The following is a 14,751-nucleotide window of genomic DNA, read 5'->3' on the forward strand; positions in this document are numbered from 1 at the left end:
TTTTTTATACTGAAAAACAAGTTTTTATACAACAACCCGAGGAATACTTTTATCTAAGCGTGTAAGGAGTTCGTAATTAAGTTGCTCACTTAAATTTCCGAAGTAAGAAACGTTTATAGATTGTTCGCCATCTTGCCCGATAATGGTGACGGTGTCCCCAATTTTTACCTCGATGTTGGTGACGTCGATAAGGAACATGTTCATGTTTACAGTTCCTATGACACTTAAGCGTTTTCCGTTAACCAATACTCTTCCGGTGTTACTTAAACTTCTACTAAAACCATAACCGTAGCCTACGGGAACACTAGCGATTTTCATATTGGTTTCTGCCAAAAATGAAGTTCCATAGCCAACGAAGTCTCCGGCTTTTACATTTTTAATATCAATAATAGAGGAACGCCAACTTAAAACACTTTCCAATTGGGTTTCGTATTCATGTTTTACATTATAAGTGAGTTGACTTTCTTTGCTGGGCCACAAGCCATATTGAATAATCCCTATTCTTACCATATCTAAATTAAACTGCGGATAGGCGATAATTCCCGCACTGCAAGAGGTATGCAATTTTTTGGCTTCAATTCCTTTTATTTTTAAAAACTCAATCCCTTTTAAAAAGCTTTGTTGTTGTTCTTGAATTCTTTTAAAATTGGCACTGCTTTCCGCACCCGCAAAGTGAGTACAGATTCCTTCAACTTCTATTAAATTTTTATTTTCTTCAATGATTTCTACGAGTTCTAAAAGTTGGTTTTGCTCAAAACCGTGACGGTTCATTCCGGTTTCCAATTCAATATGGACATGAATTTTTTTCGTTTGTTTTTTCGCTTCCCTCAATAAAGTCTGCAATCCAGAAATATTGTAGATAAAAAACTGAATTTTATTTTCAACTACCCAAGAAATATCTTCTTCAGCAATATCTCCCATCACCATAATTGTCGCTGCTTGGGTTAAAGATTCATGGGCAATTTTAGCTTCAAAAGAACTAAATACGGAAAAATGATTCACTCCCAAATATTGTAATTCCGGAACCATTTGTTGGATTCCGTGGCCATAAGCATTTCCTTTGATGACGCTTGATAAGGTAACTTTTTCGCCGATAAGGTTTTTTATGAATTTGAAGTTGTTGGCTAAGGCATTTCTGTTTAATTCTATAACCGAACTGTGATTGGTGATCATTGTAAAAGTTTTTTGCTTAATGAGTAAAACATGTTAATTCCATAGGGAAGGAGTTGGTCTGGAAAATCATAATCAGGATTATGTAATTCCGGTGTGTTTTCTCCTGAGCCTAAGCCAAACATTGCTCCTTTGTATTGTTGGGTAAAAGCTCCAAAATCTTCGCCCCAGTTAAAAAAGTGTTCTTTTTCTGTAAATGAATATTGATTTGCTTCAGCAGCTTTTCTAATGAGCTCAAAAGCTTCCGGATCATTATTGTTAGCTTCAAAAGCTTCTTTCCATTGCAAAGAAAAGTTGAGGTTTTCCCGTTGACAGGTTTTTTCTATTTGATGAATGATTTCTTTTTTCTGCTGAACAAATTTTTTGTGTTCGCCTGTTCTAAGCGTGTAACTTAAGGTAGCTTTTCCGGCGGAAGTTCCATAAGCTTTTTCTCCCATTTGGATATAAATTGGCGTTGCCAAAAAGTAATTTTCTTGGGTTACATCAGGCTGATGAATGGAAGTGAAATAATTGATAAGGTCACGAATGGCTGAAGCAGGATTAATCCCTTTCCATGGCATTCCTGCATGGCTTGTTTTTCCTAGTAATTCGATATCTACACTTTCTACTGAAGGTGTAAAGGTTTGGGGTTTGGTAATGATATTTCCTAAGGGATAGCCTGGTACGTTATGTAGCGAAAAAGCATAATCGATATTGAATTTTTCCAGAATTTTACTTTTTAAAATATTTTTGGCTCCTTTTCCCGTTTCTTCTGAAGATTGAAAAAGAAGTAAAACCTTTCCGGAAAATTCATTTCTGTGTTCAATAAGTTTTTCAGCTAAGCCCAACAACATTGTCATATGTCCATCGTGACCGCATTTATGGGAAACATTTTTATTTTTCGATTGGTAGGTAAATTGGTTAGTTTCTTCAATGGGAAGAGCATCCAGTTCTGCCCTGAAAAGAATTGTTTTTCCGGGAGAATTAAAGTCTATTTCAGCAAGCAAACTATATTCTGAAAAATTCTCGTGTACTTGTGTTACACCAATTTCTTTCAGCTTCTTTACTATGAAAACCGAAGTCTGTTTTTCTTTTCCTGAAACCTCAGGATGTTGATGCAATGTTTTTCTAAGTTCTTCTAAATTCATCATTTTTAATATAAAACTTTCTGCGGTTAATAAAAGTTAAGTCTTGTTAATACAGGGTTAAAATTTTTCAAGTATATTCGGGAGTTCTCTATGGAAGGATTTATCATTGCCATTCTTATTATTCTTTTACTCGTCGCTTTGGTGGGTATTATTTTGGTGAAATCTATTTCTTTATTTGATCATGTTTATATGTATTTTTTCAAGAGACCTATTTACATTCATTTGTACTTTAGGTTGAAGAAATTGACTTATGAAGAAGAAAAGTTTATTAAGAATCGTTTTTCGTTTTATAATCGCTTAAATGCTAAGCAACAAAAGTTCTTTCAGCATCGACTGATTACTTTTATGCAGGATAAATCTTTTGAAGCAAGGGAAGGCTTTGAAATTACCAAAGAAGTGAAACTCTATATTTCGGCAACCGCAGTGATGCTCACTTTCGGGATGCGGGATTTTTTGTTGCCTGCGCTACAGAAAATTTTTGTATATCCTGATATTTATTATTCTACCATTACTCAAAATCACCATAAAGGCGAATTTAACCCACGTTTAAAAGCATTGGTTTTTTCTTGGAAGCATTTTCTGGAAGGTTTTGCCGATGAGGAAGATAATATCAATTTGGCAATTCATGAGTTTATTCACGTGCTTCAGATCAATAGTATGAAAGAGAGCGATATTAGTGCCACCATTTTTGCAGATACGTCTAAAAAATTGGTGAATCTATTGTTGAATGATGAAATACGGCAGCGTTTGCAGGATACTAAATACTTTAGAAAATATGCCTTTACCAATCGCTTTGAATTTTTAGCGGTTTTAGTGGAATATTTTATTGAAAGCCCTATCGTTTTTAAACAAAAATTCCCTGAATTTTATAGTAAAATCAGGGAAATGTTGAATTATAATTTTAACGGATATTAATTTTTGTTCCGTACGTAAATCAATTTGAATCTGTTGTTGTTATGCTGATTTTCGCGGGATTCTACCTCAAATTTATTAATGGAATTAATCATTGGGGTGAGTTTCTGGAAGCCGTAATTTCTAGAGTCGAAGTTGGGTTGCTTTTTTTGAAGCAAACTCCCTACATCTCCTAAAAATGCCCAACCATCTTCATCGGCTATATCAGAAATAGTGGAAGCAATTAATTTTATGACTTTCGGTGTAATTTTATCGACATCGTCTTTTTTATCTTCTTTTGATTTTGAAGAATTTTTGCTCTCGATTTCTTTATTCTGGTTCTTTAATATTTCAATATAGATAAACTTATCGCAGGCTACAATAAAAGGTTCTGGGGTTTTCTTTTCGCCAATTCCTATTACATTTTTACCGGCTTCCCGAAGTCGCGTAGCGAGTTTTGTGAAATCGCTATCACTGGAAACCAAACAAAAACCATCTACTTTATTGGAATATAAAATATCCATGGCATCAATGATCATGGCAGAATCGGTTGCATTTTTACCTTGCGTATAAGCGTATTGTTGAATAGGGTTTACCGCATTTTCCAATAAAACACTTTTCCATTTGTTAAGATGAGGCTTGGTCCAGTCACCGTAAATTCTTTTAATAGTAGGATTACCGTACTTGGCAATTTCCTGTAACATTTCTGTAATGTAAGCCGACGGGATGTTATCGCCATCTATTAGAACTGCCAATTTATTTTCCATAGTTGTTTTTTAGTTGCAAGAGATGTTTTCCATAATCATCTTGGCGTGAATACGTGAATTTTCTATAAACCACTTATGTGTTTCCAACCCGCCACAAATCACTCCGGCCAAGTAAACTCCTTTTAAGTTGGTTTCCATGGTTTGTGGATCGTATTTTGGAATTTTATTTTCTTTATCTCGTAGTTGAATTCCTACTTCTTCTAAAAATTTAAAATTAGGTCGGTAACCGGTTAATGCTAAAACAAAGTCATTTTTTAAGGTTTTTTTGTTTCCGTTTTCATCTTCAATATCCACCTCGTTTTCTCGTATTTCAGTAATAATAGAATTGAAATAAGCATTGATGCTCCCTTCTTCAATTCGGTTCACAATATCGGGTCTTACCCAATATTTTACTCGTTCACCAATAGATTTTCCACGCACAACCATGCTTACCCGGCCACCTTTTCTATAAACTTCTAATGCGGCATCCACAGAAGAATTACTAGCGCCCACTACAATTACATCTTGATTAGAAAAGTAATGAGGGTCATTATAATAATGATAGACTTTAGGTAAATCTTCTCCTTTTACATTCATATAATTAGGAATGTCGTAAAAGCCGGTAGCGATGACTACATTTTTAGAAGAATAGGTTTCTTTGCTAGTTTCTACTTCATAAAAATCACCACTTTTTTTAACTGAATTTACTTTTTCAAATAAATGGATATCGAGTTTTTTTGAAGTCGCAATTCTTCTGTAATATTCTAGGGCTTCAGCCTTGCTAGGTTTTGCGTTTTTACTGATAAAGGGAATTTGATCGATCTCTAATTTTTCTGAAGAAGAAAAAAACGTCATATTGGTCGGATAATTATACAAGGAATTGACCAACGGACCTTTTTCAATAACCACATAAGAAAGGTTTCTTTTTTGGGCTTCAATGGCACAAGCAATACCGATAGGACCAGCTCCAATAATTACAACGTCTAACAAATCTTTACCTGAATTATGAGTTTGCAATTTCTTTTAATTCTTTAACTGTTTCTTTTGGAGTAGCAGATTTGAAAACAAAACTTCCGGCTACCAATACATCGGCTCCGGCTTCTACTAGTTGTTTGGCATTTTTATCGGTTACACCACCATCGATCTCAATTTGTGTTGCAGCGTTGTTATCTAAGATAATTTCTTTAAGCTGTCGGGTTTTTTTGTAGGTGTTTTCAATAAAGCTTTGACCGCCAAAACCGGGGTTTACGCTCATTATACAAACCAAATCAATATCGTTAATTACGTCTTCTAACAACGCAACATTGGTATGTGGGTTAATGGCAACTCCAGCTCTCATTCCTTCCGCTTTAATGGCTTGAAGAGTTCTGTGTAAATGTGTACAAGCTTCGTAGTGAACCGTTAAAATATCGGCACCTAATTCTGCAAAAGTTTTAATGTATCGATCAGGATCTACAATCATTAAATGTACATCAATTACTTTTCCGGCGTGGCGGTTAATGGCTTCTAAGACCGGCATCCCAAATGAGATGTTCGGTACAAAAACTCCGTCCATAATATCAATATGAAACCAATCTGCATCACTTTCGTTAACCATTTCAATATCACGTTGAAGGTTGGCGAAATCTGCTGCTAGAATAGAGGGGGCTATTAATTTTTCCATTTTTCTTGTTTAATTGAACTACAAAAATACTAAGAAATAATGGATTAATTTTTTATTGATATTTTAGAAACTGTTTGAGCACTTCTTCTGCAGCATTTTTAAGTTTTTCATCTAGCAATTTTAGGTGATCAAAAAATTCTTTTAAATTTTCGTATTGAAAAACATCGTTTTCACAGATGTAATCGCAAAGATAGTTGTCAAAGGAAGGTTGAGGAGCTCTTTCTTCAAAGATTTTGATAATGCTATGATGCCTATCGTCTTTTTTGATTTTTTCCCAAAGCTGTTTTATTATGGCAGTAGGACCATCGATGACCTGATAGAAATTTCCTTCTGAAAATAATAAAATTCCATAGATTCCTCTTTTGTGATTTTTTTGTTGGCTCTTAGAAAGTAATTCTTGAATTTTCATAGGGGTTAAAGTAGAGCCTACGTTACTTACGTAAAAAATAATAATTCGCATTCATTGGTTTTTCGGTTAAAGTACTAAAAAACCGATTAAATGTTCATTTTTATGTAATGTAAAATTTATAAGCACTAAAAAACCCCGGTAATCAGCCGGGGTTCCATTCATCAATCAAAAAACGAACAGTTATGAATTACTGTTTGTTATTACAAAGTTACAAAATTTTAACCTAAGTAAGTTTTTAAAATTTTGCTTCTAGAAGTGTGTTTTAATCTTCTAATAGCTTTCTCTTTAATTTGTCTTACTCTTTCTCTGGTTAGATCAAAAGTTTCTCCTATCTCTTCTAGAGTCATAGGGTGTTGATTTCCCAGTCCAAAATAAAGTCTTACAACGTCTGCTTCTCTTGGGGTTAAAGTTTCTAGTGAACGTTCGATTTCGGTTTTCAAAGATTCATGAATTAAATCTTTATCCGGATTGGGAGACTCTCCTGAACGAACTACATCATATAGGTTGGAATCTTCTCCTTCTACTAGGGGAGCATCCATAGATAAATGACGACCAGAATTTTTCATGGATTCTTTTACGTCGTTTACTGTCATATCTAACTCTTTAGCAATTTCTTCGGCGCTTGGTGGTCTTTCATTTGCTTGTTCTAATGAAGCAAAGGTTTTATTGATTTTATTGATAGAACCAATTTTGTTAAGCGGTAAGCGTACAATTCTAGACTGTTCTGCTAAAGCTTGTAAAATAGATTGTCTAATCCACCATACAGCGTAAGAAATAAATTTAAAACCTCTTGTTTCATCAAATCTTTTGGCAGCTTTAATTAAACCTAAATTTCCTTCATTAATAAGGTCTGGTAAGGTTAAACCTTGGTTTTGGTACTGTTTTGCTACAGAGACCACAAAACGCAAATTGGCGTTTGTAAGTTTTTCTAGCGCTCTGTCATCGCCGGCTTTAATGCGTTGTGCTAATTCTACTTCTTCTTCGGCGGTAATTAAATCTACTTTACCAATTTCTTGTAAATACTTGTCTAGCGAAGCAGTTTCTCTGTTAGTTACCTGCTTCGTAATTTTAAGTTGTCTCATTTACGATCTCCAGATTAAAATATGGGTTATACTTATTGTACGTAAGATTTATTTGTTTTGTTACAAAAGACATTCAATTTTTTTAGAAAAGATTGAAAACAAGTACTTGTCGTTAGAAAATGAGCGGGATTACAGAAAAATAAAAAAGCCTGTTTGAATTTTCAAACAGGCTTTTTAAAATCTTGATTATATAAATTATACTCTCACGTGACCATCACCATAAACATAATATTTATTGGTGACCAATTGTTTAAGTCCTAATGGACCTCTGTGGTGTAATTTGTCGGTACTAATAGCAAGTTCTGCTCCAACTCCCATTTGACCTCCATCGGTAAATCGGGTAGAAGCGTTGTGATAAACTGCCGCACTATCAATTTGCTCCATAAACTTAGTAGCTTTTTCTTTATCCTCGGTAATGATAGAAGCGGAGTGACCTCCTGAGTATTGATTTATTTTTTCAATAACTTCATCAATTCCATCAGCTTCAGCTACAACTATTTTCAACGCTAAAAATTCTTCATACCAAGTATCTTCATTTGGTATTTTTTCTTCATCGGTTAAAATCGTTCCCACTTTTTCATCTACTAAAATTTCTACGTTTGCCTCTTTAAGAACAGTTTGGAGCTCTTTGAGTTTAGCTTCGTAATTAGGAATTTTTTTATCAATTAAGACCTTGTCAAGTGCGTTACAACCTGAAATTTTATCTGTTTTAGCATTAAGAATAACTTTTACCGCTTTTTCCCAATCGGCATCTTCGGCAACATATAGATAGTTGTTTCCTCGACCACTAATGAGTACGGCACATTTAGCGTTGTCTTTTACAAACTGAATTAAACGTTCGCCTCCACGTGGTACAATTAAATCTAATTGAACTGGTGGGTTTTGTAAGAATTCTCTTGTTTCCGTTCTATCGGTAAACATTAACTTAATCCAATCTTTAGAAAGACCATTTTCTTCTAAAGCCTCGTGCCAACATTTTTCGAGAATAATATTACTATTTTTAGCTTCTTTACCACCTTTAAGGTAAATTTTATTATTGGCTTTAAAGGCAAGAACGGCAGCTTCAATCGTTACATCTGGTCGGGATTCATAAATAATCATGATGGTCCCGAAAGGAGCGGTTTTATTTACAATGTTAAGGCCGCTATCTAGAGTTCTGTTAGAAATTTCCTGTCCTACAGGATCGTCTTGTTCTTTAACTTCTTTGATTGCTTGAATCATTCCATCGACTTTGGCTTCATTTACCACCAATCGGTCGTAAAGGGCTTGGTCATCTTTATCGAATGCTTCCAGGTCTTTTTTATTTTCTGCGATAATGTTAGAACGTTCTCTGTCGATAATTTTCATCATCGAGTTCAAAACTTTATCTTTTATAGTTGAATCTAATAATTCCATGTGTCGGTTTTTAAGATTTTAAAATTTACTTATGCGGTAAACTTTGTACCTACATCTTTTCCATCAATTATATCAACAATTACGTTGTGTCGTTTACCATTTGCGATGTAGGTTGGTATATCTTTATTCGCTGTTCCTTTTGCTATTTTTAATTTGGAGCCCATTCCTCCTCGGCCTTCACCTTCACCTTTGTCTGAAGATTGAACGTATTTTTCAACATTCTCATCAACTTTAACTTCGTTCAGTTTTTCTGAATTTTCATCTTCCGGGTGACCGGTATAGAATCCTTCAATATCGGTAAGAATAATTAGCTTATCGGCATTAATCAATTCGGCAACTAAACTTGCTAATTCATCATTATCAGAGAACATAGACATGGTTAACGAAACGGCATCATCTTCATTTGCGATAGGAATAATTCCTTCTGCTAACAAACCTTCATAGCAGTTAATCATGTTTTCTCTGTGCTTACCTGGGTCGAAGTCTCTTTTAGTGGCTAATACTTGAGCGCAACGCATACCGTAGTCATGAAAAATGCTGTAGTAATGCCTCATCATTCTTGGTTGTCCTACGGCAGAAAAGACTTGTCTTCTAATTGATTTGTCTTGAATTTTACATCCGCCAAGTATTTCTTGTCCTGCGATGGAAGAACCAGAAGAGACCAATACCGTCATGATATCTCTTTCGTACAGTTCTGCTATTTGTCTAACAAGTTCTTTTAAAACAGGTCCTAAAATTCGGTTGTCTTTGTTGGTCATTACGTTAGTTCCAACCTTAATTACAACTCTTTTTGTATCCTCGTCCATAATTGGTTTATAATGAATAATTATTTTTCTCCTAATTCAACAGCTCTATTAAATGCTGCGTAAGCTGCTTCTTTTATAAGGTCTTTCACATTATTATCATCCATCGAGTCTAATGCAGCTCTGGTGGTTCCTCCTTTGGAGGCTACTCGGTTCATCCAAGTCTGTGGTGATAGATCATTTCTATTGAAAAGTTCTACAGCACCTTCAAAAGTATTGCTTACTAAGACTTTTGAATCGTGGTCTGAAAAGCCCATCTTTTTAGCAGCTTCCAACATAGAATTCATAAAGTAGAATACATATGCAGGGCCACTCCCAGAAATACCGGTAGAAGCATCTATGAATTTTTCGGTGTCTACGTGAATGGATTCTCCTGTGGTATCTAATAAGTTTCTAATCGCTAATAATTCTACGCGGGAAACTTTCTCAGATTCGGTGTAAGAGGTTACTCCTTTACCAACTTGTGCCGGTAAGTTAGGCATGGTTCTTACAACTTTTGCAGCACCTAATCTTTCTTGAATAGATTCTATGGTCACTCCGGCCATCAAAGAAATAAAGATTTGACTCTCGTTAATCATTGGTTTCATTTCGGCAAAAAGCTCATCGCTATGATAAGGTTTTACAGCAATGAAAACTAAGTCTGCTTCTGGTAAGCAGTCTTCTAATTTATCGTAAACATCAAAATGTGAAACTTCTTTTAGAGATAAGATTTTTTCTGGATCAGTATCATATATTTTTAGGTTTTTCTCACCAAGGAGGGTAGATTTTACCATTCCCTCTGCGTAAGTTAACCCCATATTTCCTGCTCCAATAACTAATACTTTCATCTTTTATATTTCTTGGTTTAGTATTTATTTGCTCTATAATGTGCAAGTACTGTGCAGATGTCTATTAAAATCTAGCAAATTCACAGCTATCCGCAAATTAGTAATTAACTAGTGTATTAGTTAATACTTTGACATTATTTTAATAAAAATATATAGATAATCTAATTTGATAAGAAAAGTTGAAAATTTTAATAACTGCCAAAGCGTCGAAAGGTGCTAGTATGTCAGTTAAAAAAATCTTAAAATAAAAAAGCTCCGAATATTTCGGAGCTTTTTTTATTGGATTTTAAGAACAATTACTTTTCGTTATTATTCTCCCTTTTTTGTCTTCTCTTGGAGGTCTTGGAAGAAGCGCCTTTCTAGAAACTTTTTCTTTTCTAGTTTTAGGGTCTACTCCAAAGTATTTTACATCAATAACATCACCCATATTTACAACATCGGTTACATTATTAGTACGTTCCCAAGCAAGTTCTGAGATGTGTAATAACACTTCGTTTCCTGGAGCGTCTACATATTCTACAACCGCACCAAAGTCTAAAATCTTAATTACTTTCACTTCGTAAACACTTCCTTTTTCAGGCTTAAAGGTGATTGAATCGATCTTCGCCATCACTTTATTAATACCTTCTTGGTTGGTTCCTAAGATTTCAACGATACCTTCTTCGGTAACAGGATCTTCGTTAATAACGATTTCTGTTCCTGTTTCTTTTTGAAGTTCTTGAATTACTTTACCGCCTGGTCCAATTAAAGCACCAATGAATTCGTTAGCAATTCTACGTGTAATCATTTTAGGAGCGTGACCTTTTACATCTTCACGAGGAGCTTCAATAGTATCGGTAAGTTTCCCTAGAATGTAAAGTCTTCCTTCTCTTGCTTGTTTTAAGGCTTTAATTAAGATTTCGTAACTTAATCCTTTCACCTTAATATCCATTTGGCAAGCGGTAATCCCATCTTCTGTTCCCGTAACTTTAAAATCCATATCACCTAAATGATCTTCATCTCCTAAAATATCAGAAAGAACAGCATATTTTCCAGAATCTGCATTAGAAATTAATCCCATTGCGATACCGGAAACTGGTTTTTTAATTTTCACCCCCGCATCCATTAATGCCATCGTACCGGCACAAACAGTTGCCATTGAAGAAGAACCGTTAGATTCTAAGATTTCTGATACGACACGAACAGTGTAAGGGCAATCTTCAGGAACCATTCCTTTTAATGCTCTTTGTGCTAAGTTACCGTGCCCAACTTCTCTACGTGAAGTACCTCGAATTGGTCGTGCTTCTCCAGTTGAAAAAGGAGGGAAGTTGTAGTGTAAGTAGAAAGTCTCTTCACCTTCATAACTTGGCATGTCAATTTGGTTAGCTTCTCTAGAAGTACCTAATGTAACGGTAGCTAAGGCTTGAGTTTCACCTCTTGTAAATATAGAAGAACCGTGTGTTGATGGTAGGTAATCTACTTCACACCAAATCGGTCTAATTTCGTCTGTTTTTCTTCCGTCTAGACGTAAACCTTCATTTAAGGTTAAATCACGAACGGCAGCTTTTTCTGCTTTAGAATAATATTTTGAAATTAAATCTCCAAAATTTTCAACTTCTTCTTCAGAAAAACTGTTTACAATTTCTTCTTTTATTTCACCAAAAGCAGTTGATCGTTCTTTTTTAGAAGAACCTGCTTTTGCAACAGCATATACTTTATCGTATGCCATTTCGTGAATTTTTTGCTCAAGTTCTTCATCTTCTCTTTCTCCGTCATATTCACGCACTTCTTTTTTACCAAATGCTTCAGCTAATTTTACTTGAGCTTCACATTGTTTTTTAATAGCTTCGTGTGCAAACTTGATCGCTTCTGTCATTTCTTCTTCAGAAATTTCATCCATTTCACCTTCCACCATCATGACAGAATCTGCAGAAGCTCCAATCATCATGTCGATGTCTGAATTTTTTAATTGAGCGCGTGTTGGGTTTATAATAAACTCACCATCTACACGACCTACTCTTACTTCTGAAATTGGACACTCAAACGGAGCGTCTGAAAGTTGGATAGCTGCTGAAGCTGCCAAACCGGCCATCGCATCTGGCATTACATCTTCATCATGAGACATTAACTGAATCATAATTTGTGTTTCTGCATGGTAATCTTTTGGGAAAAGTGGTCGAAGTACACGGTCTACTAAACGCATCGTTAATACTTCACCATCACTTGGTCTTGCTTCTCTTTTGAAGAAACCACCCGGGTAACGTCCTGCTGCAGCAAATTTTTCTCTATAATCTACTGTTAATGGTAAGAAATCTACATCGCTTTGTTTGTAATTAGAAACTAATGTACAAAGCAGCATACACTTCCCTGATTGCACAACCACAGAACCGTGTGCTTGTTTTGCTAATTTTCCGGTTTCGATAGAGATTTCTCTTCCATCTCCTAAATCGATAACCTCTTTAAATGTCTTTGGAATCATAAAAATTTGTGTTATTAAACAATGGTCTTCCGTCTTACCTGACGGTCAAGGGTTGTGTTGTTGTGTAGTGAGTTGACCAATGAAAAACTGCCCAATTTTTTGTATGGGCGACAATTTATCTTATAAAAAAAGGGGCGTAAAAAGCCCCTTTCAATGTTTATTTTCTTAAACCTAATTCCTTAATGATTTCACGATATCTCATAATATCTTTTTTCTTTAAGTAGTCTAGTAAGCTTCTTCTTTTACCTACCAACGCTACAAGAGATCGCTCTGAGTTAAAGTCTTTTTTGTTGTTTTTTAAGTGGTCTGAAATATGAGCAATTCTTTTAGTGAATAACGCAATTTGACCTTCTGTTGAGCCGGTATCATTTTTACTTTTACCGTGCTTTTCGAACAATTGTTCTTTTTCTTCTTTTGTTAAATACATTCCAATATTATTTCAATGATTATTATGTACCGATAGGTTTTCTATCGAGCGGCAAAGATACATTTATTTTTTTATTTGTCTATTGAAATTTTCGATTTCCTTTTTGAGCCTTCCTTTTTTCTAAATGATTGTAGATCAATGAATCAATAATTTTGTATATTAACTTCAGAACTAATATGAACTTCTGTGAGTTATACTCAATTTTTAAGGCTAAGCTTTGGTTTACTTTTTGTCTTTTCTTTTTCTTCTTCTTGTAGCCAAGGGAAAGATCCACGTTTGGTGGAAGATCATCAAACGTTCTTGATAGTAAAAGGTGATTCTATTAAAATCGATGAGCTGAAATTACTCTCCATCAATAAAGATACCTTGCCCAGTGCACTTTCTGGTAATATAACCAAAAACGATATTAATGAAATTATAGGTGAATTCTTAAATGCAAAGATTTACAAAGAAATTATTAGTGCCGATTTATTTGTTGAAACTGAAAAAGACTTGAATGTGAAAAACATAGTGATTGAAGCTTCAGATGTGAAGCAGATAGGGGTTTTTTATGTTGAAAAAAATCAAATTCATTATGATTTTTACTCTTTACAAAAAGCAGGGTTTTCTAAGAAAACATATCCTTATTTATCTAATGCTTATTGTGATATTCCATTTATGTTCTTTTTTGAACGTTACGATTTAAAAAAGCATAACCATGCGATGATTGGTTTTGCATTGAAAAAATCTGAATTACCGGATTATGATGAATTAGATACTTATGAAATCGAGAAAGACTCCCTCTATTTGATAGCTAACAAATTTTTTGATGATTATATAAAAAAATAAATATCATTATTGAACAAAAAAAAGCTGCCAATTGGCAGCTTTTTTTTGCTCTAAACTTCTTTAAGCTCTAACCGGTTGATTTAAAATTAAATCTATATAAAGGTTGATCTTGTTTTTTAGTTCTTTACGTTGGGTTATAAAATCTAGAAAGCCATGTTCCAATAAAAATTCAGAACGTTGGAATCCTTCTGGTAAATCTTTTCCTGTGGTATCTCTTACTACTCGTGGTCCAGCAAAACCAATTAGGGCACCAGGCTCAGAAATATTAATGTCTCCTAACATGGCGAAAGAAGCAGTGGTACCTCCTGTAGTAGGATCTGTACATAAGGAAATATAGGGGAGTTTAGCGTCTGCTAATTGTGCTAATTTTACCGAGGTTTTTGCCATTTGCATTAATGAGTAAACAGCTTCTTGCATTCTTGCTCCTCCTGATTTTGAAATAATCATTAGAGGTGTTTTATTTTCGATGCAATAATCGGCAGCACGAGCAATTTTTTCTCCCACAACAGAGCCCATCGATCCACCCACGAACCTGAAATCCATACAAACTACTGCTAAATCTTTGCCTTTAGATTTTCCGATACCTGTTCTAATCGCGTCTTTTAAACCGGTTTTTTCTTGCGCTTCTTTTAAACGATCAGGATACTTTTTGGTATCTTCAAATTTTAAAGGGTCTTTAGCAGTTAAGTTTTTATCTAATTCTTTGTACTTTTTATCATCAAAAAGAATTTCAAAATACTCTTCACTTCCTATTCGAACGTGATATCCATCCTCTGGACTTACATAGAAATTCTTTTCTAATTGTTCAGCATCGACAATTTTTCCGGTAGGTGATTTATACCACAAACCTTTAGGGACATCTTTTTTGTCTTCGGTTGCTGTTTGGATTCCTTTTTTTGTTCTTCTAAACCAAGCCATATTGTTT

15 protein-coding genes are annotated in these 14,751 nt (G+C 34.6%); 2 read left to right on the forward strand and 13 right to left on the reverse strand.

Going from position 1 to position 14,751, the window contains the following annotated elements; all coding sequences use genetic code 11:
• Window positions 1-24: 24 nt before the first annotated feature.
• A complete protein-coding gene (gene alr / locus FVB9532_RS11640; RefSeq protein WP_228482320.1) occupies window positions 25-1,173 on the reverse strand; it encodes an alanine racemase in 1,149 nt (382 codons plus the stop codon).
• Window positions 1,170-2,300 carry a M20 metallopeptidase family protein gene (locus tag FVB9532_RS11645; protein ID WP_150545354.1) on the reverse strand — a complete coding sequence of 377 codons (1,131 nt, stop codon included), beginning with the start codon at window positions 2,298-2,300 and terminating at the stop codon, window positions 1,170-1,172. The genes alr and FVB9532_RS11645 overlap by 4 nt, the downstream gene beginning before the upstream one ends.
• Window positions 2,301-2,387: 87 nt before the next feature.
• Here FVB9532_RS11645 and FVB9532_RS11650 point away from each other — a divergent pair, with 87 nt between their 5' ends.
• A complete protein-coding gene (locus tag FVB9532_RS11650) occupies window positions 2,388-3,212 on the forward strand; it encodes a zinc-dependent peptidase (RefSeq protein WP_150545355.1) in 825 nt (274 codons plus the stop codon).
• On the opposite strand, the gene FVB9532_RS11655 is transcribed toward FVB9532_RS11650, so the two are convergent.
• The 10 genes from FVB9532_RS11655 to rpsO form a co-directional block, all read right to left on the reverse strand.
• A complete protein-coding gene (locus tag FVB9532_RS11655; RefSeq protein ID WP_150545356.1) occupies window positions 3,209-3,955 on the reverse strand; it encodes an NYN domain-containing protein in 747 nt (248 codons plus the stop codon). The genes FVB9532_RS11650 and FVB9532_RS11655 overlap by 4 nt on opposite strands.
• A 9-nt stretch (window positions 3,956-3,964) precedes the next feature.
• Entirely contained in the window at window positions 3,965-4,951 is a 987-nt protein-coding gene (locus FVB9532_RS11660; RefSeq protein ID WP_228482321.1) for a YpdA family putative bacillithiol disulfide reductase, read from the reverse strand.
• Window positions 4,938-5,597: a ribulose-phosphate 3-epimerase gene (rpe, locus tag FVB9532_RS11665; protein WP_150545357.1), complete on the reverse strand. Its 660-nt coding sequence runs from the start codon at window positions 5,595-5,597 to the stop codon at window positions 4,938-4,940. Before rpe ends, FVB9532_RS11660 begins: the two co-directional genes overlap by 14 nt.
• A gap of 52 nt (window positions 5,598-5,649) precedes the next feature.
• A complete protein-coding gene (locus FVB9532_RS11670; protein ID WP_150545358.1) occupies window positions 5,650-6,057 on the reverse strand; it encodes a BLUF domain-containing protein in 408 nt (135 codons plus the stop codon).
• Window positions 6,058-6,224: 167 nt separating this feature from the next.
• Window positions 6,225-7,088 carry a sigma-70 family RNA polymerase sigma factor gene (locus tag FVB9532_RS11675; protein WP_150545359.1) on the reverse strand — a complete coding sequence of 288 codons (864 nt, stop codon included), beginning with the start codon at window positions 7,086-7,088 and terminating at the stop codon, window positions 6,225-6,227.
• A 195-nt stretch (window positions 7,089-7,283) separates the two neighbouring features.
• A complete protein-coding gene (locus tag FVB9532_RS11680; RefSeq protein ID WP_150545360.1) occupies window positions 7,284-8,483 on the reverse strand; it encodes a glutamate-5-semialdehyde dehydrogenase in 1,200 nt (399 codons plus the stop codon).
• Window positions 8,484-8,512: 29 nt separating this feature from the next.
• The gene (gene proB / locus FVB9532_RS11685; protein WP_150545361.1) at window positions 8,513-9,289 is read right to left on the reverse strand and encodes a glutamate 5-kinase; all 777 of its coding nucleotides are present in this window, start codon (window positions 9,287-9,289) and stop codon (window positions 8,513-8,515) included.
• 20 nt (window positions 9,290-9,309) lie between these two features.
• Window positions 9,310-10,113, reverse strand: a complete 804-nt coding sequence (gene proC / locus FVB9532_RS11690) for a pyrroline-5-carboxylate reductase (RefSeq protein WP_150545362.1) — start codon at window positions 10,111-10,113, stop codon at window positions 9,310-9,312.
• Window positions 10,114-10,399: 286 nt separating this feature from the next.
• Entirely contained in the window at window positions 10,400-12,571 is a 2,172-nt protein-coding gene (locus tag FVB9532_RS11695; RefSeq protein ID WP_150545363.1) for a polyribonucleotide nucleotidyltransferase, read from the reverse strand.
• A gap of 157 nt (window positions 12,572-12,728) precedes the next feature.
• The gene (gene rpsO, locus FVB9532_RS11700; RefSeq protein ID WP_150545364.1) at window positions 12,729-12,998 is read right to left on the reverse strand and encodes a 30S ribosomal protein S15; all 270 of its coding nucleotides are present in this window, start codon (window positions 12,996-12,998) and stop codon (window positions 12,729-12,731) included.
• A 186-nt stretch (window positions 12,999-13,184) separates the two neighbouring features.
• Here rpsO and FVB9532_RS11705 point away from each other — a divergent pair, with 186 nt between their 5' ends.
• Window positions 13,185-13,826, forward strand: coding sequence for a hypothetical protein (locus tag FVB9532_RS11705; protein WP_150545365.1), 642 nt, complete (start codon window positions 13,185-13,187; stop codon window positions 13,824-13,826).
• Between the two features lie 60 nt (window positions 13,827-13,886).
• Here FVB9532_RS11705 and accD read toward each other — a convergent pair whose 3' ends face one another.
• Window positions 13,887-14,744, reverse strand: a complete 858-nt coding sequence (gene accD / locus FVB9532_RS11710; protein WP_150545366.1) for an acetyl-CoA carboxylase, carboxyltransferase subunit beta — start codon at window positions 14,742-14,744, stop codon at window positions 13,887-13,889.
• Between the last annotated feature and the right edge of the window lie 7 nt (window positions 14,745-14,751).

It is taken from the genome of Mesonia oceanica (assembly GCF_902499555.1).
GTDB classification, from domain to species: Bacteria; Bacteroidota; Bacteroidia; order Flavobacteriales; family Flavobacteriaceae; genus Mesonia; species Mesonia oceanica.

Bases quoted from the DNA above. Each gene is read 5' to 3' on its own strand.
- FVB9532_RS11680 (WP_150545360.1), bottom strand. From the start codon at position 8,483: ATGGAATTATTAGATTCAACTATAAAAGATAAAGTTTTGAACTCGATG.
- rpe (WP_150545357.1), bottom strand. From the start codon at position 5,597: ATGGAAAAATTAATAGCCCCCTCTATTCTAGCAGCAGATTTCGCCAAC.
- FVB9532_RS11695 (WP_150545363.1), bottom strand. From the start codon at position 12,571: ATGATTCCAAAGACATTTAAAGAGGTTATCGATTTAGGAGATGGAAGA.
- alr (WP_228482320.1), bottom strand. From the start codon at position 1,173: ATGATCACCAATCACAGTTCGGTTATAGAATTAAACAGAAATGCCTTA.
- FVB9532_RS11645 (WP_150545354.1), bottom strand. From the start codon at position 2,300: ATGATGAATTTAGAAGAACTTAGAAAAACATTGCATCAACATCCTGAG.
- FVB9532_RS11655 (WP_150545356.1), bottom strand. From the start codon at position 3,955: ATGGAAAATAAATTGGCAGTTCTAATAGATGGCGATAACATCCCGTCG.
- FVB9532_RS11675 (WP_150545359.1), bottom strand. From the start codon at position 7,088: ATGAGACAACTTAAAATTACGAAGCAGGTAACTAACAGAGAAACTGCT.
- FVB9532_RS11650 (WP_150545355.1), top strand. From the start codon at position 2,388: ATGGAAGGATTTATCATTGCCATTCTTATTATTCTTTTACTCGTCGCT.
- FVB9532_RS11670 (WP_150545358.1), bottom strand. From the start codon at position 6,057: ATGCGAATTATTATTTTTTACGTAAGTAACGTAGGCTCTACTTTAACC.
- rpsO (WP_150545364.1), bottom strand. From the start codon at position 12,998: ATGTATTTAACAAAAGAAGAAAAAGAACAATTGTTCGAAAAGCACGGT.
- proC (WP_150545362.1), bottom strand. From the start codon at position 10,113: ATGAAAGTATTAGTTATTGGAGCAGGAAATATGGGGTTAACTTACGCA.
- accD (WP_150545366.1), bottom strand. From the start codon at position 14,744: ATGGCTTGGTTTAGAAGAACAAAAAAAGGAATCCAAACAGCAACCGAA.
- proB (WP_150545361.1), bottom strand. From the start codon at position 9,289: ATGGACGAGGATACAAAAAGAGTTGTAATTAAGGTTGGAACTAACGTA.